At 64.6% G+C, this 24,692-nt stretch carries 22 protein-coding genes; 15 read left to right on the top strand and 7 right to left on the bottom strand.

Annotation, left to right across the window (positions count from 1 at the left end):
- Positions 1-29 precede the first annotated feature (29 nt).
- Positions 30-1,088: a class I SAM-dependent methyltransferase gene (locus ACVW17_RS34625; RefSeq protein WP_456798500.1), complete on the bottom strand. Its 1,059-nt coding sequence runs from the start codon at positions 1,086-1,088 to the stop codon at positions 30-32.
- Between the two features lie 192 nt (positions 1,089-1,280).
- Positions 1,281-2,708, bottom strand: a complete 1,428-nt coding sequence (gene glgA, locus ACVW17_RS34620; protein ID WP_456798499.1) for a glycogen synthase GlgA — start codon at positions 2,706-2,708, stop codon at positions 1,281-1,283.
- Between the two features lie 153 nt (positions 2,709-2,861).
- Here glgA and ACVW17_RS34615 point away from each other — a divergent pair, with 153 nt between their 5' ends.
- The 8 genes from ACVW17_RS34615 (at position 2,862) to ACVW17_RS34580 (ending at position 11,924) form a co-directional block, all read left to right on the top strand.
- The gene (locus ACVW17_RS34615; RefSeq protein WP_456798498.1) at positions 2,862-4,094 is read left to right on the top strand and encodes a CaiB/BaiF CoA transferase family protein; all 1,233 of its coding nucleotides are present in this window, start codon (positions 2,862-2,864) and stop codon (positions 4,092-4,094) included.
- Between the two features lie 116 nt (positions 4,095-4,210).
- Positions 4,211-5,752 (top strand): ABC transporter substrate-binding protein, encoded by a 1,542-nt coding sequence (locus ACVW17_RS34610; RefSeq protein ID WP_456798497.1) that lies wholly within the window; start codon positions 4,211-4,213, stop codon positions 5,750-5,752.
- Between the two features lie 6 nt (positions 5,753-5,758).
- A complete protein-coding gene (locus ACVW17_RS34605) occupies positions 5,759-6,709 on the top strand; it encodes an ABC transporter permease (protein ID WP_456798496.1) in 951 nt (316 codons plus the stop codon).
- Positions 6,696-7,562, top strand: a complete 867-nt coding sequence (locus ACVW17_RS34600) for an ABC transporter permease (RefSeq protein WP_456798495.1) — start codon at positions 6,696-6,698, stop codon at positions 7,560-7,562. The genes ACVW17_RS34605 and ACVW17_RS34600 overlap by 14 nt, the downstream gene beginning before the upstream one ends.
- Positions 7,559-8,542, top strand: coding sequence for an ABC transporter ATP-binding protein (locus ACVW17_RS34595; RefSeq protein ID WP_456798494.1), 984 nt, complete (start codon positions 7,559-7,561; stop codon positions 8,540-8,542). Before ACVW17_RS34600 ends, ACVW17_RS34595 begins: the two co-directional genes overlap by 4 nt.
- Positions 8,539-9,507: an ABC transporter ATP-binding protein gene (locus tag ACVW17_RS34590; protein ID WP_456798493.1), complete on the top strand. Its 969-nt coding sequence runs from the start codon at positions 8,539-8,541 to the stop codon at positions 9,505-9,507. The genes ACVW17_RS34595 and ACVW17_RS34590 overlap by 4 nt, the downstream gene beginning before the upstream one ends.
- 133 nt (positions 9,508-9,640) lie before the next feature.
- A complete protein-coding gene (locus ACVW17_RS34585) occupies positions 9,641-10,711 on the top strand; it encodes an alcohol dehydrogenase (RefSeq protein WP_456798492.1) in 1,071 nt (356 codons plus the stop codon).
- Positions 10,712-10,841: 130 nt separating this feature from the next.
- Positions 10,842-11,924, top strand: a complete 1,083-nt coding sequence (locus tag ACVW17_RS34580) for an isocitrate/isopropylmalate dehydrogenase family protein (RefSeq protein ID WP_456798491.1) — start codon at positions 10,842-10,844, stop codon at positions 11,922-11,924.
- 191 nt (positions 11,925-12,115) lie between these two features.
- Here ACVW17_RS34580 and ACVW17_RS34575 read toward each other — a convergent pair whose 3' ends face one another.
- Positions 12,116-12,442, bottom strand: a complete 327-nt coding sequence (locus ACVW17_RS34575; protein ID WP_456798490.1) for a hypothetical protein — start codon at positions 12,440-12,442, stop codon at positions 12,116-12,118.
- 433 nt (positions 12,443-12,875) lie between these two features.
- Positions 12,876-13,271, bottom strand: a complete 396-nt coding sequence (locus tag ACVW17_RS34570; RefSeq protein ID WP_016844123.1) for a helix-turn-helix domain-containing protein — start codon at positions 13,269-13,271, stop codon at positions 12,876-12,878.
- A 566-nt stretch (positions 13,272-13,837) separates the two neighbouring features.
- Between ACVW17_RS34570 and ACVW17_RS34565 the strand changes: the two genes are divergently transcribed.
- Positions 13,838-14,149 carry a hypothetical protein gene (locus ACVW17_RS34565; protein ID WP_456798489.1) on the top strand — a complete coding sequence of 104 codons (312 nt, stop codon included), beginning with the start codon at positions 13,838-13,840 and terminating at the stop codon, positions 14,147-14,149.
- A 51-nt stretch (positions 14,150-14,200) separates the two neighbouring features.
- Here ACVW17_RS34565 and ACVW17_RS34560 read toward each other — a convergent pair whose 3' ends face one another.
- From ACVW17_RS34560 to ACVW17_RS34550, 3 genes are all read right to left on the bottom strand, one after another.
- Positions 14,201-15,520, bottom strand: a complete 1,320-nt coding sequence (locus ACVW17_RS34560; protein ID WP_456756056.1) for a dicarboxylate/amino acid:cation symporter — start codon at positions 15,518-15,520, stop codon at positions 14,201-14,203.
- Between the two features lie 102 nt (positions 15,521-15,622).
- Positions 15,623-17,131 (bottom strand): sensor histidine kinase, encoded by a 1,509-nt coding sequence (locus tag ACVW17_RS34555; RefSeq protein ID WP_456756055.1) that lies wholly within the window; start codon positions 17,129-17,131, stop codon positions 15,623-15,625.
- A 159-nt stretch (positions 17,132-17,290) separates the two neighbouring features.
- Positions 17,291-18,565 carry a serine hydrolase domain-containing protein gene (locus ACVW17_RS34550; RefSeq protein WP_456756054.1) on the bottom strand — a complete coding sequence of 425 codons (1,275 nt, stop codon included), beginning with the start codon at positions 18,563-18,565 and terminating at the stop codon, positions 17,291-17,293.
- Between the two features lie 146 nt (positions 18,566-18,711).
- On the opposite strand from ACVW17_RS34550, the gene ACVW17_RS34545 reads away from it, so the two are divergent.
- From ACVW17_RS34545 to ACVW17_RS34520, 6 genes are all read left to right on the top strand, one after another.
- Positions 18,712-19,626, top strand: coding sequence for an intradiol ring-cleavage dioxygenase (locus ACVW17_RS34545; protein ID WP_456798488.1), 915 nt, complete (start codon positions 18,712-18,714; stop codon positions 19,624-19,626).
- A gap of 346 nt (positions 19,627-19,972) precedes the next feature.
- Positions 19,973-21,283 carry a CmpA/NrtA family ABC transporter substrate-binding protein gene (locus ACVW17_RS34540; RefSeq protein ID WP_456798487.1) on the top strand — a complete coding sequence of 437 codons (1,311 nt, stop codon included), beginning with the start codon at positions 19,973-19,975 and terminating at the stop codon, positions 21,281-21,283.
- Positions 21,284-21,349: 66 nt separating this feature from the next.
- Positions 21,350-22,252: a nitrate ABC transporter permease gene (gene ntrB, locus ACVW17_RS34535; RefSeq protein WP_456756051.1), complete on the top strand. Its 903-nt coding sequence runs from the start codon at positions 21,350-21,352 to the stop codon at positions 22,250-22,252.
- A 10-nt stretch (positions 22,253-22,262) separates the two neighbouring features.
- Complete coding sequence (locus ACVW17_RS34530) at positions 22,263-23,057, top strand: ABC transporter ATP-binding protein (RefSeq protein WP_456798486.1); 795 nt, start codon at positions 22,263-22,265, stop codon at positions 23,055-23,057.
- Positions 23,058-23,134: 77 nt separating this feature from the next.
- On the top strand, positions 23,135-23,560 hold the full coding sequence (locus ACVW17_RS34525) for a globin family protein (protein WP_456756049.1): 426 nt from the start codon (positions 23,135-23,137) through the stop codon (positions 23,558-23,560).
- Between the two features lie 217 nt (positions 23,561-23,777).
- Positions 23,778-24,677, top strand: coding sequence for an SMP-30/gluconolactonase/LRE family protein (locus ACVW17_RS34520; protein WP_456798485.1), 900 nt, complete (start codon positions 23,778-23,780; stop codon positions 24,675-24,677).
- Positions 24,678-24,692: the final 15 nt, after the last annotated feature.

Below are 24,692 nucleotides of genomic sequence, written 5' to 3'. Positions count from 1 at the left end.
TGATGCCGCCGTCCGATTGCGTTGTGCAGTTACAGTCGAGCTTCCAGGATCAGATTGAATGGTGTCTCCGCCGCACGGCGGAAGCGCGAGAAACCGCCCTGGCGTGCGACCTCGCGCAGCCTGGTCTCTCCGGCCTGCGCGCCGAGCGCGAGCCCGACCTCCTGATCCAGCGAGGCCGGCGTGCAGATCATCGTCGAGGCCGCATAGTAGACCCGCCCGATCGGATTGAGGTTGTCCTCCAGCCGGTCGTTGGCGAATGGCTCGATCAGCAGGCAGGTGCCGTCATCGGCGAGGGTGGAGCGGGTGTGCTTGAGGGCGCCGACCGGGTCGCCCATGTCGTGCAGGCAATCGAAGAAGCACACCAGGTCATAGGCCTTCGCGGGGAATGTCTTGGCGGAATGCGTCTGGAAATGGACGCGGTCCGACAATCCGGCCTCCTTGGCGGCGATCCGCGCCGCCTGGATCGAGCCGTCGTGATAGTCGAAGCCGTAGAAGGTCGATTTCGGAAACGCCTCCGCCATCAGCCGCGTCGAGACGCCGTGGCCGCAGCCGACGTCGGCGACAACGGCGCCTTGCTTCAGCTTGTCGACCACGCCCTCGAGCGCCGGCAGCCATTCCTGCACCAGATAGTGCTTGTAGCTGGTGCGGAAGAAGCGGGCGGTGCCGCAGAACAGGCACTCGTTGCGCTTGTTCCAGCCGACGCCCTTGCCGGTCTTGAACGCGTCGGTGATTTTCGGCTCGTCGAGGAAGGTCGCGCCGACAAGGCTTCCCACCGCGCCGAGGAAGACCGGGCTGTCCTCGTCGGCCAGCGCGAGCGCTTGCTCGGGCAGCATCGAGAATTTTCCGGTCGCGCTATCGTATTCGATGTAGCCGGAGGCCGCCTGTGCCGAGAGCCATTCCTGAACGTAACGCCCGGCCGTTCCCGTTGCCTTGGCCAGCGCCGCAGCGTTCATCGGTCCTTGCTGGGCGAGGGCCCTGTAGAGGCCGAGCTTGTCTCCCAGCAGCATCAGCGAGGCGTTCATCGCCGCGCCGACATCGCCGATCATCTTACCCATGAATGAATTGAGACGCTCCTCGTTGACGTCCATGATGTTCCTCCATCGCAATCGGGTTTTGTGAAAAGTTCATCATTCGCAATTTCATGCATGCGTCGTCGTCCGGGTGGGCACCCGGGAGGAGCAGCATGATCGCACAAATAGGTTCGGCGGCGGAGGCTGATTGCTACGCGGCGGCTGGGATCCCAGCGTGGCCGACTTCACAACCCTGCGAGGCTTTGCGCCTTAGGCCGCTGCTCGCGGCAGGATGAGCTTTTTATACAGCGCGCTGTAGCAGGCGGCCGACAGGTCCCAGCTGTAGGATTTGGCCATCGCGCTGGCGCGCATGGCGTTGAGGCGATCCTTGGCGCGGTAGGCGTCGAAGGCACGCCTGACACCGCCGAGGAAGGATTCCGGCGATGGTTGGGAGAACAGGAAGCCTGTCTCGCCGTCGGCGATGGTTTCCGCAAGCCCGCCGGTCTGGTGGCCGATCGGCAGCGAGCCGAAGCGCTGCGCGTACATCTGGCTGAGGCCGCAGGGCTCGAAGCGCGACGGCATCAAGGTGAAATCGCTGCCGGCGAAGATCCGGCGCGCCTGCGCATCGTTGAAGCCGATGATGACGCCGATCGCGTCCGGCCGGCGCCGGTGCGCGGCGACCAGCGCGTCCTCGATCGCGGGCTCGCCGCTGCCGGTGACGACGATCTGCCCGCCGGCCTCGAGGATCTCGTCCGCGGCCGACAGCACGAGGTCGACGCCCTTCTGATGCACGAGCCGCGCGACCAGGCCGAAAATCGGCCCGCGCGAGACCGCCAGCCCGAATTGCCGTCGGACATAATCGGCGTTGGCCTGCTTGCCCTTCCAGTCGCCGGCGCCGAACGGCTGCGCGAGCTGGGCGCAATGGCGCGGATCCCAGCTCTCGTCGATGCCGTTCAGGATGCCGGTCAGCTGGTCGGCGGCGGAGCGCACGCGCAGCAAGCCCTCCAGCCCGCAGCCGAGCTCCGCCGTGGTGATCTCCTTCGCATAGGTCGCGCTGACCGTGGTCAGGTGCGAGGCGTAGACGAGGCCGCCCTTGAGGAAGGACAGCTTGTCGTAGAACTCCAGCCCGTCGATGTGGAACGAGCTTTCCGGTGCGCCGATCCGCCGCAGCGAGTCCTTCGGAAACAGGCCCTGATAGGCGAGGTTGTGGATGGTCAGGATCGATGGAATCCGCGAGTCGCGCCACGCGAGGTAGGCGGGTGTGAGTGCGGCCTGCCAATCGTTGGCGTGAACGAGGTCGGCTGCCCAATTCTTGTCCAGCGTTCCGGCTGCAAGTTCGGCAGCAGCCGAAGCAAAGCGCCCGAAGCGGATGTCGTTGTCCGGCCAGTCGCGACCGGATTCGTCGCCATAGGGATTGCCCGGCCGGTCGTAGAGCTCCGGACACAGCAGCACGTAGACCGGCAGCCCGTCCTTGGTCGATGCGCGGCCGAGCGTGCAGGCCGGCATCTCGGCAAGCGCTGCGCATTGCCCGACGATCTCAATACGCGTGAATTGCTCGACCACATCCCGGTAACCGGGAAGCATGATCCTGACGTCGCTCCATGGTCGGAGCGCCCGAGGCAGTGCGGCGGAAACGGCGCCGAGCCCGCCCACGCGGACGAAATCGTCCATCTCGGTCGTGACGAATAAGACCTTCAACAAGCGCCCTCGTTCCAGCCCGTGACAGGGCTATGCAAGATCGGGTCCAATCTGCCTTTGAGTCAAATGCAAGACCGCCCGCGGTCCCGGTCTGGACGAGACGCTTTCCTGTCAGGATGGCTCACTTTAGGGTCGCGCGATGCCGAACAACCAATGACGAACGTGGAGGAAGCCTTGCCAACGACAATAGCTGCCGACGATGAGGGGAATTTGACACGAAGTTTCGACGGCCTTCGTGTGCTCGATTTTTCGACCACGATCGCCGGACCTCATTGCACGCGGATGCTCGCCGACATGGGCGCGGAGGTGATCAAGATCGAGCCCGCCGAGGGCGAGACGATGCGGACGCGGCCGCCGGTGCGCAACCATTGCTCGACGGCGTTCGGCCAGCTCAATATCGGCAAGAACAGCCTGGTGCTCGACCTGAAGTCGCCCGCGGGCGTCGAGGCCGTGCGCCGGCTGATCGCGACCGCCGACGTGCTGGTGGAGAATTTCCGCCCCGGCGTGATGCGGCGGCTCAAGCTCGACTATGCCTCGGTGCGCGACATCAATCCGAAGCTGATCTTCTGCTCGATCTCCGGTTACGGCCAGACCGGCCCGTCGGCGGAATTGCCGGCCTATGCGCCGGTGATCCATGCCGCCTCGGGCTACGAGATGGCGCATCTCGCCTACCAGCCGGGCCGCTCGCGCCCGGACTATTGCGGCATCTATCACGCCGACGTGCTGACCGGCGTCTATGCCTTCGGCGCGATCTCGGCGGCGCTTTATCAGCGCAGCTTAAGCGGCAAGGGCCAGCACATCGACGTCTCGATGCTGGAATCGACGCTGAGCCTGACCCTGAACGAGTTGCAGTGGTCGCAATTCGAGGTCAAGCAGAGCCAGCGGCCGATGTTCGGCCCGATCGAAACCACCGACGGCTACGTGATGGTGGCGATCGCGAGCGAGAAGACGTTTCAGAATCTGATGCAGGCGATCGGCCGGCCGGAATGGGTGTCCGATCCGCGCTTTGCCAAATATTCCGATCGGCGGGACAACTGGGCGGGTTTGATGGAGGGCGTCGAGGCATGGTCGCGCGCGATCAGCACGCAGGCCTGCCTTGCCGCGCTCAATGAATATGGCGTGCCGTCGTCGGCCTATCGCACCGTGCGCGAGGCGCTCGCCGATCCGCAAATCGCCCATCGCGGTGCGCTGGCCGAGGTCGAGGACGGCGGCGGCAGCTTCAAGGTGCTCAACCTGCCGTTCCGCATGTCCGGCGCTGCGGTCGGCGCGCGCAAGCGAATGTCGACGCTCGGCGAGCACACGCTGACCTATCTGAAGGAGATCGGCCTTTCCGACGACCAGATCGCAGGGTTCGCAGCGCAACCGGCGAAGACGGCGAGCGATTAAGCCTGCGGCTTTTCATCCGTTTTACGGTCTTGTCGCGCGCGGCGATTCCGGACAAGCTGCCGCCAACACACGACGATCCGGAACACCGGACGTCGCCCACCTGGGAGGGAGCATCGATGAAGCTGGTCGGGCGCGCGCACGCGGTGGCGCGCATATTTCTTGCGGCGGGAATAGGTGCGGCCGCATTCGCTGTACCTGCCCATGCGCAAAAGCAGGGCGGCACGCTCACCGTCGGCCAGGAGCTCGACATTCCGGGCTTCGACCCGCTCAAGGTCGGTGTCTACGACACCTCGGCCAACACCGCAGCGGCCGCGATCTTCGACACGCTGATGACGCTCGACGAGAAGGGCGAGCCGAAACCGAAGCTCGCGCTGTCCTGGGAGCATTCCGACGATTTCAAGACCTGGACCATCAAGCTGCGGCCCGGCGTCAAATTTCACGACGGCACGCCGTTCAATGCGCAGGCGGTGAAGGAGAACTTCGATCGCCAGAAGGATCCGGCCAACAAGTGCCGCTGCGCCTTCTACATTACGAGCATCAAGAGCGTGGACGTCATTGACGACCTCACGGTGCGCTACAATTTCAGCGATCCGGCGGTGAATTTCCCGGCGACGCAGTCGATCCAGAGTTCCAACAATGTGATGCAGTCGCCGACCGCGTGGAAGACCAAGGGCGACGATTACAATCGCAACCCGGTCGGCACCGGCCCCTACATCCTGAAATCCTGGACCGCCGGCGACCGCATGGTGCTGGAGAAGAACCCGGACTATTGGGACAAGGGCAAGCCCTATCTCGATCGCGTCGTGCTGAAGCCGTTGCCGGATGCGCAGTCGCGCTTTGCCTCGCTGCAATCGGGTGAGGCCGACGTCATCTGGGACGATGAGTACGACGCCGACAATATCGTCAAGGCGCAAAAGGATTCCAGCCTGACCGTGCATTCCTATGCCGGCTCCGGCGCGCAGGTCTACGCGTTCAACACCAAGGCGGCACCGTTCGACGACGTCCGCGTGCGCCAGGCGCTGGTGATGGCGCTCGACCGCAAGAAGATCTCGCAGGCGATCACCAACGGCCTGGCGCGGCCGGCCAGCAATCCCTATGGCGACGGCTCCTGGGTCAAGTGCAAGGACGACGGCGCGCTGCCGGAAGACGTCAACAAGGCCAAGGCGCTGCTCAAGGATTACGGCAAGCCGGTCGATTTCAAGATGATCGTCTCGGCGACGCCGCGCGGCCGCACTGTCGGCCAGGTTTTGCAGCAGATCTGGAAGCGGGTCGGCGCCAATATGGAGATCGAGCAGGTCGATCAGGCCACGATCGTACCGCGCGCCTTCATGCGCCAATTCCAACTGACGCCGTGGCGCATCGTCGATCTCGCCGATCCCGATCCGCAGATGTACGCCAACTTCCACACCGGCAGCCCGGTGGCACTGGCGAATTTCTCCGATCCGGAGCTCGACCGCCTGCTGGAGCATGCCCGAACCACCGCCGATGTCGCCAAGCGGACCGAGGACTATTGTGCGGTCAGCCGCCTGATCAACAAGGAGGCGATCTGGTTCTGGACTTTCCAGAACACCTATTACGCGATATCGAGCGCGAAGGTGAAAGGCATGCCGAAGATGTTCAACGGGGTGCTCGACGTCTCCACCGCCTGGAAGGAATAGCCTTTCATGCTGTTCTTCGTCGCGCGCAGGCTCCTCTATCTGGTGCCGGTGCTGATCGCGGTTTCGGTTCTCACCTTCGTGATCGCCTCGCTGCTGCCTGGCGATCTGGCGTACGTGATCCTCGGCGACCAGGCGACGCCGGAGAACGTCGCGGCGCTGCGTCACGACATGGGGCTCGATCAGCCGATCTGGCTGCGTTATCTCGGCTGGCTGTGGCACATCCTGCAAGGTGACTTCGGACGATCGTTCCGCACCGGGCAGACCGTGCTGCAGGCGGTCAGCGAGCGCATCCCGGTCTCCTTCGAGCTGATGATCCTGGCCGAGCTGATCGGGCTTGCGATCGGCGTGCCGCTTGCGATCGCCTGCGCGGCCAAGGCAGGCTCCGCGTTCGACCGCTTCATGACCGGCTCGGCCTTCGGCATGCTGTCGGTGCCGACCTTCCTGTCGGCGATCCTCTTGATCTATCTGTTCGCGGTCGAGCTGCGGCTATTGCCGGCGACCGGCTATGTGCCATTCAGCGAGGATCCCGTTGCCAACCTGCGCTTCATGGTGCTGCCGGCGCTGACGCTCGGACTTGCGGAATGGCCGGGCATCATGCGCGTGCTGCGCTCCGACATGATCGCGGCGCTGCAGGAGGACTATATCGCGCTTGCCAAGGCCAAGGGTCTGAAGCCGTCGCGCATCCTGTTCGTGCATGCGCTGAAGCCGTCGTCGCTGACGCTCGTCACCATCACCGGCATCAATATCGGCCGCCTGATCGGCGGCGCCGTCATCGTCGAATCGATCTTCGCGTTGCCGGGCATCGGCCGTCTGCTGGTCGGCGCGATCTATACCCGCGACCTCATCATCCTGCAGGGCGTGGTGCTACTGGTCGCCGCCGGCTTCGTGATCATGAATTTCATCGTCGACATGCTCTACGCCCTGCTTGATCCGAGGATCCGTCATGGCCACGCTTGAGCTGAGCTTCGAGGAGGAGGGGACGGCGCCGGTTCGCCGCCGCCAGCTCGGCACGCTGTTCTGGATCGCGGCCGGCTGGATGGTGCTGGTGTTCGCGGTCGCGATCTTCGCCGATTTGCTGCCGCTGCCGAGTCCGACCGACATGGACATGCTGGAGCGGCGCGCGCCGATCTCGGCCGAGCACTGGCTCGGCACCGACGGCCTCGGCCGTGACGAGCTGTCGCGGCTGATCTACGGTGCGCGGATCTCGCTGATCGTCGGGCTCTGCGCGCCGATGATCGGCGTCACCATCGGCGGTGCGCTCGGCATGCTTGCCGGCTATTTCCGCGGCCGTTTCGAATCCTTCGTGGTCGGCAGCATGGATGTGCTGCTGGCGTTCCCGCCGCTGATCCTGGCGCTCGCGGTCACCGCCTATCTCGGCCAGTCGATCTTCAACCTGACCTGCATCCTCGGCGTGCTCGGCATTCCCGCCTTCATGCGGGTGTCGCGGGCCGCGACCCTGTCGCTGGCGCGGCGCGAATTCGTCATCGCGGCGCAGGCACTCGGCGCCACCCATGCGCGCATCCTGCTGCGCGAGCTGCTGCCCAACGTGATGCTGCCGCTGCTCGCCTTCTTCCTGCTCGGCGTTGCCGTCACCATCGTGGTCGAGGGCTCGCTGTCGTTCCTCGGCCTCGGCGTGCCGCCGCCGATCTCGAGCTGGGGCAGCATGATCGGAGAGGGCCGTGAAAGCCTCGATGTGGCGCCAATGCTCGCCTTCATTCCGGCGATCGCGATGTTCCTGACCGTGCTCGCGTTCAACCTGATCGGCGACACGATGCGGGCGCTGACCGATCCCAGGCAGGGTGCGCTATGAGCGGCGTGCTGCTGTCGGTCGAGAACGCGGTGGTCGATCTGCCGACGCCGCGCGGCAATCTGCGGGCGGTGGATCATATCGATCTCGCCGTCGGCGCCGGCAGGACGCTCGGCATCGTCGGGGAATCCGGTTGCGGCAAGACCATGCTGTCGCGCGCGATCCTGCAACTCTTGCCCAAGAAGGCGAAACTGTCGGGCAAGGTGATGTTCGACGGGCAGGATCTGACGGGGTTGTCGGCCGAGAAGTTGCGCAAGCTGCGCGGCCGCTCGCTCGCGGTCGTGTTCCAGGACCCGATGACCTCGCTCAATCCGGTGCTGACCATCGGCACCCAGCTGATCGAGACCATCCAGGAACATCTCGCGCTCGATCTGGCCCAGGCCAGGCAGCGCAGCATCGAACTTTTGGCGGCGGTCGGTATTCCCGCGCCCGAGCAGCGGCTGGCGCAGTATCCGCACCAGCTCTCCGGCGGCATGCGCCAGCGCGTCGCGATCGCGGTGGCGCTGTCCTGCGAGCCGAAGCTTTTGATCGCCGACGAGCCGACCACCGCGCTCGATGTCACGATCCAGGCCCAGATCCTCGATCTCCTGGCGCGCGAGCAGCAGCGCCGCCACATGGCGATGATCATCATCACGCATGACCTCGGCGTGGTCGCCGGCCGCACCGACGAGGTCGCGGTGATGTATGCCGGGCGCGTCGTCGAGCGTGCGCCGACGCCGGCCTTGTTCAAGCGGATGCGGATGCCCTACACCGAGGCGCTGCTGGCCGCGCTGCCGAAGCTCGACGTCGCGCCGCACACGCCGCTGCCGGCGATATCGGGGCGGCCACCGGATCCGACCCGGCCGCTCAAGGGCTGCTCGTTCTCGCCGCGCTGCCGTTATTCGGCCGGGCGTTGCGGCACGGAGAAGCCGCGGCTCAGTCCGGCGGAGACACCGGAGCATCTCTATGCCTGCTTCCATCCGATCGCGGGGGCCGACGCATGATGTTGCAGGCGGCATCCGATCCGCTAATGAAGGTGGAGAACCTCGTCGTCGAATATTCGGTCGGCGGCAAGACCATCCATGCCGTCTCCGATGTCAGCCTCGAGATCGCGCGCGGCGAGACGCTGGGGCTGGTCGGCGAATCCGGCTGCGGCAAGTCGACGCTCGGCCGCGCCGTGCTGCAATTGCGCCAGGCGGTCTCCGGCAAGGTGCTGTTCGATGGTCACGATCTCACCAGCTTGAAGGGCGAAGCGCTGCGCCGGATGCGGCGGCGCGTGCAGTTGATCTTCCAGGACCCGATCGCCTCGCTCAATCCGCGGCGGCGGATCGGCGATATCGTCGCCGAGCCGCTGGTGATTGCCGGCATCAAGGATCCGGAGGAACGCAAGCGGCGCGTCAGTGAAGTGCTGTCGGCCGTCGGCCTCGATCCCGTGCTGGTAAGCGGGCGGCTCCCGCATGAATTCTCCGGCGGCCAGTGTCAGCGCATCTGCATCGCGCGCTCGCTGGTGCTCAATCCGGAATTCGTGATCTGCGACGAGCCGGTGTCGGCGCTCGACGTTTCGATCCGCGCCCAGATCCTCAACTTGCTGGAGGAGATGAAGGCGCGTTATGGCCTGACCCTGCTGTTCATTGCCCACGACCTCGCGGTGGTGAAGGCGGTCTCGGATCGTGTCGCGGTGATGTATCTCGGCCGGCTCTGTGAGGTCGCTCCGTCGGAGCAGCTGTTCGCGCGGCCGGCGCATCCCTATACCGCGCTGCTCATCGAAGCGATTCCGATGCCTGATCCGGATGTGCGTCCGACCCAGAGCGTGCCGGTCGGCGAGCCGCCATCACCGATCGCGCCGCCGTCCGGCTGCCGCTTCCGCACCCGCTGCCCGCGCGCAGATGCACGCTGTGCCAGTGAGGTGCCGGAACTGCGCGTGGTGGCGCCGGGCCAATACGCGGCTTGCCATCATCCGCTGGTCTGAATAGGGCTTGCGCTTAGATCTTCCTTCGAGCGCGCCGCATGGCGGCTTGCTCGAAAATGAGGTCATGAACGTTTGTCCCGCGCGGGCAGGCGTGGCAAGGTCCGCCACAACAACAAGCTTCGGGAGAACAGCGATGAAGAGTTTCCAGGTCGTCGATTTCAACGCCCCCTTGAAGGAGGTCGATCAGCCGACGCCGCAGCCGTCCGGCACGCAGGTCTTGATCAAGGTCAAGGCCGCCGGCGTCTGCCACAGCGACCTGCACATCTGGGAGGGCGGCTATGATCTCGGCCACGGCCGCAAGCCGCTGTCGCTGAAGGACCGCGGCGTCTCGCTGCCGCGCACGATGGGCCATGAGACGGTCGGCGAGATCGTCGCCTTCGGGCCCGACGTCAAGGACGCCGACAAGGGCGGCCTCACGGTCGGCGACGTCGCGCTGGCCTATCCCTGGCTCGGCTGCGGCAAATGCCCGACCTGTCTCGGCGGCGACGAGAACATGTGCGCGATCAAGCCGAATGCGCTCGGTGTCTATTGCGACGGCGGCTACGCCGATCACATGACGGTGCCGCATCCGAAATATCTGCTCAACCTCAGGGGCCTCGATCCGGTCACGGCTGCGCCTTATGCCTGTTCGGGTGTCACCACCTACAGCGCGCTGAAGAAGGTCGAGAAGGATTTCGACACGCCGATCGTGATCTTCGGCGCCGGTGGGCTCGGACTGATGGCGCTCTCGCTGCTGAAGGCGATGGGCGGCAAGGGTGCGATCGTGGTCGATATCGACGCCAGGAAGCGCGAGGCGGCCGAGGCCGCCGGGGCGCTCGCGACCGTCGACGGCAAGGCGCCCGACGCGCTGGAGCAGCTGATCAAGAAAGCCGGCCAGCCGATCCGCGCCGCGATCGACCTGGTCGGCAATGCCCAGACCTCGCAGCTCGGCTTCGATTGCCTGACCAAGGGCGGCAAGCTCGTGATCGTCGGCCTGTTCGGCGGTGGCGCGCCGTGGGCGTTGCCGCTGATCCCGATCAAGGCGGTCACCATCCAGGGCAGCTATGTCGGCAATCTGCGCGAGACCCAGGAGCTGCTCGACCTGGTGCGGACTAAGAAGATTCCGGCGATCCCGGTGACACCGATGCCGCTCGCCAAGGCGAACGAGGCGCTGACCAATCTGCAGAAGGGCCAGCTCGTCGGCCGCGCCGTGCTGACGCCGTAATTTCTCTACCGTCATTGCGAGGAGCGAAGCGACGCGGCAATCCATATCTCCACACGTGGCGGGATGGATTGCTTCGCTTCGCTCGCAATGACGACTGACTGCCACGTCGCTTCGAGCCAGAGGAATTCCCATGTCCGCCAACGACGCACTTCACATCGCAGTTCTCGGCGGCGACGGCATCGGGCCCGAGGTGATGGCGCCGGCGCTCGAAGTGCTGCGCAAGATCGAGGGATCGGCCGGCCTCAAATTCCGCTTCACCGAGGCACCGGCCGGCGCCGGCCATTACAAGGAGACCGGCAAGTCGATGCCGGACAGCACGATCAAGCTGTGCGAGGAGGCCGATGCGATCCTGCTCGGCGCCTGCGGCCTGCCGTCGGTGCGCTATCCCGACAACACCGAGATCGCACCGCAGATCGAACTGCGCATGATCTTCGATCTCTATGCCGGCGTGCGGCCCGCGCGATTGATCCCGGGCGTAAAGAGCACGATCGTCGGCGCCGATCAGAAGGGCATCGATCTCGTCGTGATCCGGGAATCGACCGAGGGCCTGTTCGCCTCGATGGGCAAGGGTGTCGTCACCGACAGTGAGGCGCGCGAGACCATGGTGATCACGCGCCACACCTCCGAGCGGCTGTTCGAGTTCTCGTTCCGGCTCGCCGAACGCCGCAAGGCGCGCGGCAAGGTTGGCGGCGGGCTGACTTGCGTCGACAAGGCGAACGTGTTCAAGGCGTTCGCATTCTTCCGCAGCATCTTCGAGGAGACCGCGAAGCGTCACCCCGACGTCAGGGCCGATCACCTCTACATCGACGCGACCGCGGCGGCGCTGGTGAAGCGTCCATGGGATTTCGACGTCATGGTGACCGAGAACATGTTCGGCGACATCCTGTCCGATCTCACCGCCGGCCTGATCGGCGGCATGGGCATGGCACCGTCGGCCGACATCGGCGACCGCTACGCGGTGTTTCAGCCCTGCCATGGCACGGCGCCCGACATCATGGGGCAGGGCAAGGCCAACCCGACCGCGATGATCCTGTCGGCTGCGATGATGCTGGACTGGCTCGCCGACAAGCACGGCCTCGCAGGCGCAGCCGAAGCCGGTGAGCGGATCGAGCGCGCGGTCGACAAGGTCTATGCCGGCGGCATCAAGCCGTTCGAGTTCGGCGGCAGCAACGGCACCGCGGATGTCGCGAAGGCCGTGCTGGCGGCGCTTTAGAGCATGATCCGGAAAAGTGCGAAGCGGTTTTCCCTCGCGACCAACGCGAATGCGTTTGCGCGGAGATCATGCTCAAACAAAGACCTAACTTGCGATGACGATTCGACTCAATCTCATCGCGCTCTGGTGCGCCGGCGCAGTTGCGCGGGGTGACGGAAAAGAAGAGGGGGCCGAAGCCCCCTCGAGGGTGATCAGCGCCGGTGTCCGCCGTGGTGCCCGCCGCCGTGGTGGCCGCCACCGCGATGACCGCCGTGATGCCGGTGCCCGTGATGATGGTGGCGCGGGTAGAAGTGCGGACGATGATGCCAGCCGTGATGACGCGGTCCGTAGCCATAGCCCGGTTGCCAGTAGCAGCGGCCCCAGCGGTCACAGACCTGGCGCACCTTGTCGACATTGGACGTTTCGCCTGCGATATGGCCGGCCTGCGGCAGCCCGTTCGGCATCGCCGATGCCGCGCCGGACAGCAACGCTGCGCTTCCGAGCGCGGCGAGTCCAATAACGGCAAGCTTGATATTCATCGAGATCTCCTTGGTTGAAGCCTGAAAACGTCCATGCGGCCACTTCGTTGCTGCGACAAAAAAGACGAGCCGTGCACTTGGTTCTGGCGACGTTGGTTCAACGCAGGAAATGCGGGAGTTGTGAGATGGTCGCGTGCGCGGGCGACAATTGGCCGCGCGACAGAATGGCGACGAAGGGCGCGCGCGTGCAGTGCATGGGATACGCAGTCAGCGCGCGCGAACTGATCATCTGCGTTCGGAAGCCGAACTGGCGAAGCCCGGATCACAAGTTCTTGAGAGCCCTCGCCGAAGAAAAAAGCGCCGCCATCCGCCGATGGCAGCGCTTTGACAACTTCCCGGCCCCACCGGCGTGTTGCGGTCGCGGCGACCGACCGGCGGCCGATCGCTGCGGCGTGGTGGATCGCGTTCGCGGCCTCGCGACCCGATCCGCGGCTCAGTCTTCGTTGGCGGCGATCGATTCCATCAGCGACACCAGCTGGCGCTGCACGGTCTGATCCTTGATCTTGCTGTAGGCGCGCAGCAACCGGAGGCTGAACGCGCTGTCGAGGAACAGCAGGCTCTCGACTTCGCGGGCCTTGTTGTCGCCGTCATAGAAGAAGGTGACCGGCACATCGAGCGCGGTCGCGATCTGCTGCAGGCGGGCGGCGCCGACACGGTTGACGCCCTTCTCGTACTTCTGGACCTGCTGGAAGCTGACGCCGAGCTTGTCGCCGAGTTCGGCCTGCGAGATCTTCTGCTCGACACGGCGCAGGCGAATCCGTTTGCCCAACTCAATGTCCGGCTTGCCGGCGCTGCGCTGCTTCATCTTCTTTGCTGCTGATCTGTTCATTCTTGTGACCCGTCCTTCAAATCGAGAATCCCTGGCCCGGTCGGGTCAGAGACACGTTGATGATGTACCGCGTTAAGCTCGAGTGGATCGTCAGTTCGTCCGAACGACGAATTCCAAGAAGATCGCGGGATGGTATCCAAACGCATTGGCGCGTTGGAAGCACCCTTTACCGATACGGCCGACTACCTGAAGTCGATCGCACCAAGGTGTCTCTCGACACCCCGCCCTCAACATTTGGCAAAATATTGACCAAATCACAACTAGCGCGAGTTTGATCGTCACAGATTTTGCGCGCATGCTTACTGGGCGGCACTGCACTGCGCCCGTAGTTCTACGGGCAGCAATATTGTACGGGCGTCTTTGCAAGGATGCAACCCCAGCTAGTGCACCCTGAGGTCGCGGCGATGGTCCAGGGTTGCTTGACTGAATCGCCGTCAATGCGAAAAGTTTGACCTAAGTCCAAGTCGGGCTTTCGGAATGTTGCTGGACAATTGCCCAAAAGTTCTGAATCATCCGGAACAAATCTGTGCCTACGAGAAGTCGGCGAACTCTGGCGGGAGAGGCCAATGAAGCGAAAGAGGGGTACTCCCCGACTCTACCTCGCGGCTTCGGGAGTGGAAGATATGCCGGTGGCAAATACGGAAGAACGGTTGCTGGCACTGCTTGCAACTCTGGAAGAATGTCAGGCGTTTCTGACCGACCGGGCGAATACGGAGACAGCGCGGCTGCTGTCCCTTGCCATCCTCGAACTCCGGATGGAACTCCACAAGGTGACGGATTCCGAACTGAAGGCGCTGTGTGACATGATCGCGTCGGACGAGCCGGTGCAAGAACCGGCGACCAGGCCGTTGCCGCCCTATCTGAGGCTGATCAAGTAAGCGAGCGCCCCGCGCCAGGCGCGGGACGCTGCCGATTTTGAGCCGCGCCGCTCAACCTGCGGTCACGTCGACCGCCTCGGCGCCCTCGAGCACGCGACGGGCCTTGTCACGGTCCAGGTCACCTTCCCATGCCGCGACCACGACGGTGGCGACGCAATTGCCGATCAGATTGCCGACGGCGCGCGCCATGCCGATGAACCAGTCGACCGAGAGCACCAGCACGAGGCCGATCGCCGGGATGCTCGGCACCGCATTGAGCGTCGCCGCCAGGATCACGATCGCCGAGCCCGGCACGCCATGCGCGCCTTTCGAGGTGATCAGCGACACGCCGAGCACCAGCAGCAGGTCGCCGAACGACAGCGGCGTGTTGGTCGCCTGGGCGATGAACACGACGGCGAGCGTCAGATAGATCGAGAACGCATCGAGGTTGAAGGAGTAGCCGGTCGGGATCACGAGGCCGACCACCGAGTCCTTGACGCCGAGCCGTTCGAGCTTGCGCATGATCTGCGGCAGCACCGCGTCGGAGGATGCGGTGGCGAGCACGATCATCAGCTCCTCACGCAGGTAGCCGAGGAATTTGAGGATGTTGATGCCGGCAAGCGCCATCACCCCGCCAAGCACGCCGAGCACGAAGATCGCGACCGAGATGTAGAACAGCGCGACCAGCGACAGCAGCTGCTTCAGCGAGCCGACGCCGTATTTGCCGACCGTGTAGGCGACCGCGCCGAGCACGCCGATCGGCGCGAAGCGCACGATCAGGCCCATCGCGCGGAACAGCACGGTCGAGACCGCGTCGATGAAGGAGGTGATCTTCTCGCCCTTTTCGCCGCCGACCAGCGCCAGGCTGACGCCGAAGATGATGGCGAAGAACAGCACTTGCAGCACGTCGTTGCGCGACAGCGCGTCGAACGAGGTGGTCGGGATGATGTTGAGCAGGAAGCTGCCGACGCCTTCGCCCTTCAGCTTCTGCGCATTGCTGGCGTAGTTGCCGAGCGCCTTGGGGTCCAGCGTCGAGGTGTCGATGTTCATGCCGTGGCCGGGCCCGAACAGATAGGCGAGCAGCAGGCCGACGACGAGCGCGACCGTGGTCATGGTCTCGAAATAGACCAGCGCCTTGACGCCGACCCGTCCGACCTTCTTGAGGTCGCCGGCGCCGGCGATGCCGTGCACCACGACGCAGAACACGATCGGCGCCACGATCATCGAGATCAGCTTCAGGAAGGCATCGCTGAAGATCTTCAGCCCGATCGCGAAATCGGGCGCGGCCATGCCGATGATGATGCCGAGCAGCAGCGCGACGAGCACCTGCACGAACAGCGATGTGTAGAGCGGCTTTCGTGCCACGGTGGCTTCGGCTGCAATGGTCGACATGAACTCCCCCTGTTTCTGGCCGGTGCTTCTTGCCGGCCGAACCCGTCCCATCTTAGCAACTTGCGTGCCAAGATGTCGCAGGATTGGGGGCGATTTGCGCGGTCATTCGCCGATTTCGAGGGTGCTGGTCACGGTGTAGACGACGCCATCGGGCCGGAAATCGACCGTGGCCTCGCCGCCGAGCTGGTCGCGGGCGCTGCGCTCGATCAGCCGGGAGCCGAAGCCGCGCTGCACCGGCGCCGCCACGGGCGGGCCGCCGGCCTCGGTCCAGATCATCCGGAGCTTCGGCCCGGGGCCTTCTTGCAGGATCTCCCAGTCCAGCGTCACCGTGCCGGTGTCGTTGGACAATGCGCCATATTTGGCGGCGTTGGTTGCCATCTCGTGCAGGATCATCGACAGCACCAAAGCGAGCCGCGGCGACAGCGGCACGCGCGGTCCGAACATCCTGACCCGCTCGGAGGTGTTCAGGAGATAGGGCCGCAGCACGCGGCTGACCACGTCCTGCAAGTCGGAGCCCTGCCATTTGTCGGTCGAGAGCAGATTGTGCGCCTCGGCCAGCGCGCCGAGACGTCCCTCGAATTTCTCGCGCTCGGCGCGGCTCGCGCTGCGGAAGGTCTGGGTGGCGATCGATTGCAGGATCGCCAGCGTGTTCTTGACGCGGTGGTTGAGTTCCTCGATCAGCAGGTCGTGCAGCATCTCGCCGCGCGCGATCGTGGTCGCCATCCGCAGGGCAAAGCCGAGGCCGACCATGAGCAGGACGCCGCCGATCACGCTGGTGATCGAAAGGGTGCGCCACAGCGGCGCCACCAGCGAGTTCTCGGCGATCCCGGCTGCGACGGTCCAGTCGGTGACGCGCGAACGGGTGAAGCCGGTGATCAGCGCCACGCCTTCGAGCGAGACCGTCGGCAGCGTTGCCTCGCTGCGGCGGAACATCTCGGCAAACAGCGATGGCGATGCGTGCTGACCGATGGTCGCCTGCGGATTCGGCACCCGCGCCAGGTTGACGCCGTCGCTGTCGAAGATCGAGATGGTCCAGTCCTGGTTGAGGCGCTGCTTCTCGATGATGGCCTGGAAGACATCGATCGGCGGGCTGAAGGAGATGTCATAGAGCACCTCGCCGTCGCGGATCACCGGCACTTCGACGGTGATGATCAGCCGCTGCTTCACCGCGCCGAAGAACAGGTTGGAGTATTGCGGCTGCCGGGTCGCGAACACCTTCTCGACGATTGCGAGATTGTTGCGCGGCGGCAGGCTCGCGGTATCCGTCGTCAGCGAGGAAAACGCCTGGCGACCGCTGCGGTCGGCCACCAGGATCACGCCGTCCTTGCCGTACTGATCGAGGAAGCCGGCCGCGACGCGGCGGAAATTGCCGAAGTCGCTGTTGCGCAGCGAATTGGTCAGCGCGAGCACCTCGAGCCCGCCGGTCATGCGCTGCATCTCCGCATCGAGCAGCAGGCGCACATTGCGCGCGGTCTCCAGCACGCGCTGCGTGGCGGCCTGGCGCTCCTGTCGGTAGTTATGAAAGACGATGCCGACCGCGAAAATGATCAGCGGCAACATCGTTCCCGCGACCAGAAGCGCGAGACGCACTGGCAATGTCAGTTTCGGCACATAGTCCCCGGGTCGGTGCCCATTTGCTGTGAGCTTAGGGGAGGCGGGAAAAATCCGCCAAAGGAAACAGCTTGATATCAGAAAGCTTCCGCGGCGCCATGATGCTCAAGCGAGGTGTGCGCCGCGGAATAGCTTTTGCAATTGCTGGGAGCCCCGGCGTCAGAGGTTGCTCTCGGTGATCGCGGCGTAGACCATGGTGCGCAGCTCGCGCCGCAGCGGATAGGCGCTCGACGGCAGCACCTGGGTCATGAAGATGGTGATCAGCTCTTCGGCCGGGTCGATGAAGAACGACGTCGTCGCGGCGCCGCCCCAGTTGAATTCGCCCGGGCTGCCCGCGATCAGCGTCTGCGACGGATGCATGGTGACCGCGAAGCCGAGGCCGAAGCCGATGCCGTTATAGGCGGCTTCGGCGAACATCGAGCGCGACATCGCCGGCAGGTCGACGCCGCCGGGCAGGTGGTTCGAGGTCATCAGCTTCAGCGTCTTCGGGCCGAGCAGCCGGACGCCGCCGAGCTCGCCGCCATTGAGCAGCGCCCGGCAGAAGGTCAGATAGTCGGCTGCGGTCGAGCACAGTCCGCCACCGCCCGAGATCAGCGAGGGTGGCGACAGGAATGAACTCGTCGTCGGATCGTCCTGCAAGGTCAGCGTGCCCTTGCGCTCGGCGGCGAGCGGATTGAAGCCGCCCTGCGGGTCGGCCGAGTAGCAGGCGGCAAAGCGGTGCGCCTTGTCTGAAGGCACGAAGAAATCGGTGTCGTTCATGCCGAGCGGCTTGAAGATGCGCTCCTTCAGAAATTGCTCGAACGGCTGGCCGGAGATCTTGCCGACGAGATAGCCGAGCACGTCGGTCGAGACCGAGTAGTTCCACGCCTCGCCCGGCGAGAACTCCAGCGGGATCTTGGCCAGGTCCTCGATCATGCTGTCGAGCGTGCCGGCCTTGATGACCTCGCCGATCTTCTTCTCGCGATAGGCGGCGTCGACATTGGAGCGCTGCTGGAAGCCGTAGGTGAGGCCCGAGGTGTGCCGCAACAGGTCGACGATCTGCATCGGCCGCGTCGGCGGACGGGTCAGGAATGCGGGCGCAGTGCCGGCGACGAACACGCCGAGATTCTTCCATTCCGGAATGTACTTTGCGACCGGCTCGTCGAGCGCGACCTTGCCTTCCTCGACCAGCATCATGAAGGCGACCGAGGTGATCGGCTTGGTCATCGAATAGATGCGGAAGATGGTGTCATCCTTGACCGGCACCTTGCGCTCGAGATCGGCAAACCCCTGGACGGTGGAGTGCACGATCTTGCCCCTGCGGTAGATCAGGACCTGAGTGCCGGGAAAGCGGCCGGCATCGATGTAGCGGCTCTTCAGATGCGCTTCGAGACGGTTCAGCGCGGCGGTCGACATTCCCGCGGATTCGGGCGAGGCAGGCGTGGGGGCTAACATCGGGCGTTTCTCCGGCTGGCAAGGCAGCCTTGATAGCCGAAAAGTGTCTGTTTCACCAACCGGCCGCTGCTTACCGGCGCAGGGCCGGTGGTGTAGGCTCGCCGGCGCAATCGTGCTCCAAAAAGGGGTTCAAGGGAAACGCCGAGATGACCCAGTTCAACGAAACCGAGCTCACCGCCGCCGTCATCCGCAGCTTCGACCAGACGCCCGATCCCAGGGTCAAGTTCCTGCTTCAGGAACTGGTGAAATCGCTGCACGATTATGTGCGCAGGACCGATCTCACCTTCGAGGAGTGGGACCACGCGATCGGTTTCCTGACCCGCACCGGGCAGAAATGCACCGACATCCGCCAGGAATTCATCCTGCTGTCCGACGTGCTCGGCGTGTCGATGCTGGTCGATGCGGTCAACCACCGGGATCGCGACGGCGCCACCGAGACCACGGTGCTCGGCCCGTTCTATGTCGGCGAGCACAAGGTGACGCCGCACGGCACCGATGTCTCGGCGAGCCTGCCCGGCGAGCGCATGTTCGTGCAAAGCCGCGTCACCGACCTCGACGGCAAGCCGCTGGCCAACGTGCCGGTCGACATCTGGCACGCCGACGACGACGGATTCTACGACTCGCAGAAGCCGAGCTATGCCACCGAAGGTCCGTCGTCGCGGGCGCGCTTCATCACCGATGCCGACGGCCGCTTCTTCTTCCGCACCATCGTGCCGTGCAGCTACCCGATCCCGACCGACGGCCCGGTCGGGCAGATGATCACGCAGACCAACCGTCACCCGATGCGGCCGGCGCATGTGCACTTCCTGGTCAACGCCAGGGGCTACGAGCCGCTGATCACGCATGTGTTCGTCGAAGGCGACAAGTACATCGACTCCGATGTCGTGTTCGGCGTGAAGGACGAACTGATCGCCAAGGTCGAGCGGCGCACCGATCCCGTGATGCCCGACGGCCAGCGATCGGATGGGCCGTGGAGCCTGATGACCTACGAATTCCGCGTGAAGCCCGGTGGCGGAATGGCGCCCGCGCCGCTCGGCACCAAGGTCACCGAAGACGCCTGATCGTCATCCTCCAAGCCGTCTGCCCAGTTTTTGTGCGTCGCACAACAATTGGGCGAATCGCAATTTTTGGCAGCGTGCGGGAAGCTCGCGCGTGCTGCGACATGTTTCGCAAGACTTTGCAATAAAATCAATTTTTGCAATGCGGTAGCTTGGCACAAGGCTTGAATAGTCAAGTGCCGACGCCATTGAAGCCGTCCCTCGAGGCCACCCCATCGGATTTCTGACGCCGCCAGTCCCGGGGCCTCCCCGGTGCATGCCCTTTTGCGCCCTGCGCGCGTCGCCACCCGACGGGGGGTGCCCGACGCACAGCCGCAACACCGCAACGCAACGACGCAAAGGACGACCGATGACCAAGCCCAGCAACACGCCCCCGAGCCGTGCGATCAGCCGTCGCCGGCTGCTGAAGGCGACCGGTGGCGCCGCCGCGCTGCTCGCCGCAGCCAAGCTCAATTTTCCCGCTGGTGCATTCGCGCAAGGTGCGGGCCCCGAGGTGAAGGGCGCCAAGCTCGGCTTCATCGCGCTGACCGATGCCTCGCCGCTGTTCGTCGCCAAGGAGAAGGGCATCTTCGCCAAATACGGCATGCCCGACGTCGAGGTGCAGAAGCAGGCCTCGTGGGGCACCACGCGCGACAATCTGGTGCTCGGCTCCGAGGGCAACGGCATCGACGGCGCGCATATCCTGACCCCGATGCCGTATCTGATCTCGGCCGGCAAGGTGACGCAGAACAATCAGCCGACGCCGATGTACATCATGGCGCGGCTCAATCTGAACGGTCAGTGCATCTCGGTCGCCAAGGAATATGCCGATCTCAAGGTCGGCCTCGACGCCGCGCCGTTCAAGGCGGCGCTGGAGAAGAAGAAGGCGTCCGGCAAGGCGGTGAAGGCCGCGATGACCTTCCCTGGCGGCACGCATGATCTCTGGATCCGCTACTGGCTCGCCGCCGGCGGCATCGACCCCGACAAGGACATCGAGACCATTGTGGTGCCGCCGCCGCAGATGGTGGCCAACATGAAGGTCGGCACGATGGACTGCTTCTGCGTCTGCGAGCCGTGGAATCTGCAGCTGATCCACCAGGACATCGGCTACACCGCGATCACGACCGGCGAGCTCTGGGACAAGCATCCGGAGAAATCGTTCGGCCTGCGCGCGGCGTGGGTCGACAAGAACCCGAAGGCCGCGAAGGCGCTGCTGATGGCCGTCATGGAAGCTCAGCAATGGTGCGAGAAGATGGAGAACCGCGAGGAGACCGCGGCGATCTGCGCCAAGCGGCAGTGGATCAACTGCCCGGTCGAGGACATCACCGACCGCATGAAGGGCAAGTTCGACTACGGCATCGGTCGCGTGGTCGAGAACTCGCCGCAGCAGATGCGGTTCTGGAAGGACAATGCGTCCTATCCCTATCAGAGCCACGACCTCTGGTTTCTCACCGAGGATATCCGTTGGGGCAAGTATGAGGCGGGCTTCGACACCAAGGCGCTGATTGCCAAGGTGAACCGCGAGGATCTCTGGAAGGAGGCGGCCAGGGAGCTCGGCGTGTCCGACATTCCGGCTTCCACCTCGCGCGGCAAGGAGACCTTCTTCGACGGCAAGGTGTTCGATCCGGAGAATCCCGCCGCCTATCTAAAGTCGCTGTCGATCAAGCGCGTCGACGTCTGAGCCGACGACCAGAGGGCCGCGCTCTTCCTGCGCGGCCCGTCGCCCGACCACGGAGATGCTTTTTCAATGTCGATGCCTGCCATGAAGACCGAAATGTTGGAAGTCGCGACCCCGCCGGCCGCTGTCGCGGCGCCGGTCGTGACCATGACGCCGAAGCGCGCACCGCGCGCCGAGGCCTACGCCAGGATGGCGAAGGAGACCGCCGCGCGCGTCGTCCCACCGCTGATCGTGGTCGCGTTGCTGCTCGTGGTGTGGGAGCTGGTCTGCCGGCGCGCCGGCTCCAGCCTGCCGCCGCCGTCAAAGGTGTTCAAGGACACCAAGGAACTGATCCTCGATCCGTTCTTCGACAATGGCGGCATCGACAAGGGCCTGTTCTGGCATCTCTCCGCCAGCCTGCAGCGCGTCGCCTACGGCTATTCGCTGGCGGCGATCGCCGGCATCGCGCTCGGCACGCTGGTCGGACAATCGGTCTGGGCGATGCGCGGGCTCGATCCGCTGTTCCAGGTGCTGCGCACGATCCCGCCGCTGGCCTGGCTGCCGTTGTCGCTTGCCGCGTTCCGCGACGGCCAGCCCTCGGCGATCTTCGTCATCTTCATCACCTCGGTGTGGCCGATCATCATCAACACCGCGGTCGGCATCCGCAACATCCCGCAGGATTACCGCAACGTCGCCGCGGTGGTGCAGCTCAATCCGGTGGAGTTCTTCACCAAGATCATGATCCCGGCGGCCGCGCCCTACATGTTCACCGGCCTGCGTATCGGTATCGGTCTGTCCTGGCTCGCGATCGTCGCCGCCGAGATGCTGATCGGCGGCGTCGGCATCGGCTTCTTCATCTGGGATGCGTGGAATTCCTCGCACATCAGCGAAATCATCCTGGCGCTGTTCTATGTCGGCATCATCGGCTTCGTGCTCGACCGCCTCATTGCGGGTCTCGGCAAAGTCGTGACCCGCGGCACCGCCGCCAATTGAGGGACAAATCATGCAGGCCTATCTGAAGCTCGATCACATCGACAAGACGTTTACCCGCGGCAGCGCCACCACGGAGGTGTTGAAGGACATCAACCTGACGATCGAGAAGGGCGAATATGTCTCGATCATCGGCCATTCCGGCTGCGGCAAGTCGACCCTGCTCAACATCGTCGCCGGCCTCACCGGCGCAACCAATGGCGGCGTGCTGCTGGAGAACCGCGAGGTCAATTCGCCCGGGCCCGATCGCGCCGTCGTGTTCCAGAACCACAGCCTGCTGCCGTGGCTCACGGTGTACGAGAACGTCAAGCTCGGCGTCGACAAGGTGTTTGCCAGGACCAAAAGCAAGGTCGAGCGCGACGCCTGGGTGATGCACAATCTCAGCCTGGTGCAGATGGCGCATGCCAAGGACAAGCGGCCGAGCGAGATCTCCGGCGGCATGAAGCAGCGCGTCGGCATCGCGCGTGCACTTGCGATGGAGCCGAAGGTGCTGCTGCTCGACGAGCCGTTCGGCGCGCTCGATGCACTGACCCGGGCGCATCTGCAGGACTCGGTGATGGCGCTGCACCAGAAGCTCGGCAACACCATCCTGATGATCACCCACGACGTCGACGAGGCCGTGCTGCTGTCGGACCGCATCGTCATGATGACCAACGGCCCGAGCGCGCGGATCGGCGAGGTGCTCGAGGTGCCGCTGGCGCGGCCGCGCAAGCGGCTGGAGCTCGCGACTAACCCCGGCTACCTGAAGTGCCGGCAGCGCGTGCTCGAATTCCTCTACGAGCGCCATAGCTTCGTCGAGGCGGCATGAGCGGACGCTTGCTCATGTGAAGTGCTTTTTCTGTCTCGCCGCAATGGCGCGGCGAGGAAGCGTGCACGGAGGCACACATGACGGAAGACCAGGTCAAGCTCGTCCAGGAGACCTTCGCCAAGGTGGCGCCGATCTCGGAGCAGGCGGCGGTCATCTTCTATGACCGCCTGTTCGAGGTCGCACCGGCGGTGAAAGCGATGTTTCCCTCGGACATGACCGAGCAGCGCAAGAAGCTGATGGGAACGCTCGCTGTCGTTGTCAATGGATTGAGCAATTTGCCGTCGGTGCTGCCCGCCGCGAGCGCGCTGGCCAAACGTCATGTCGGCTATGGTGCCAAGCCCGAGCATTATCCGGTGGTCGGTGGCGCGCTGTTGTGGACGCTGGAGAAGGGCCTTGGCGAAGCCTGGACGCCTGACGTCGCCGCTGCATGGACCGCCGCCTACGGCACGCTGTCCGGCTACATGATCTCGGAAGCCTACGGCAGCGCGCAGGCGGCCGAATAAGGTCGGCTGTCGTCGGCGTTCGCCGCACGACATGCGTGCGTAGCGCGCTGGGCGCCATCCCGCGTCATTGCGAGCGCAGCGAAGCAATCCATGCCTCGGCGTGCGGGGACGTGGATTGCTTCGCTGCGCTCGCAATGACGCAATGTCCCCAGCGCATTCGACGCCGCGAGCCTTCTCCACTATGGTCCAGCCCGTTCCGCCAAGGGGTGAACCAACAATGATGTTCCTGGAAACGCCACCAAAACTGATCCCGACCGAGATCTTCTCCACCGTGCCCGCCGAATTCCGCCGCAAGGTGGCGAGCGAATGGGCCGACGCCAACCGGCCGGGCGCGGTGACCGACTGCTTCATCGAAGGGCCGTCGTTCGATGCCGATGGCAATCTCTACATCGTCGACATTCCGTTCGGCCGCATCTTCAGGATTGCGCCGGACAAATCATGGTCGCAGGTCGCCGAATATGACGGCTGGCCGAACGGGCTGAAGATCGACCCGATGGGCCGCATCCTGATCGCCGACTACCGGCACGGGCTGATGGAACTCGACCGCAGATCGGGCGCGGTCACGCCGCTGCTGCGCTCGCGCAATTCGGAATCGTTCCGCGGCTGCAACGATCTGCACATCGCCTCCAATGGCGACATCTATTTCACCGATCAGGGCCAGACCGGGCTGCACGATCCGACCGGCCGCGTCTATCGGCTGCGGGTGAACGGCGCGCTCGACTGCCTGATCGACACCGGCATCAGTCCGAACGGTCTGGTGCTCGATCCGCGTGAGGCCGTCTTGTTCGTTGCGATGACGCGCGACAATTCGGTCTGGCGCGCGCCGTTGATGAAGGACGGCAGCGTTTCCAAGGTCGGACGCTTCTGCTCGCTGTTCGGCCCGAGCGGACCCGACGGCATGACGATGGACAAAGCCGGGCGGCTGTTCGTCGCGCACGCCTCGCTCGGCCATGTCTTCGTGTTCGCGCCGAACGGCGAGTGCATCGCGCGGATCAAGTCCTGCGCCGGACAGAGCTGCACCAACGTCGCGATTGGCGGCGCCAACCGCGATCGCCTCTACATCACCGAATCCGTGACTGGATCGGTATTGGTCGCCGATATCGGCGGATTGGCCTGATCGTTACACACCAGT

The sequence above is a fragment of the Bradyrhizobium sp. USDA 4473 genome (assembly GCF_054063335.1).
This window is presented reverse-complemented; position numbering and strand designations above follow the sequence as displayed.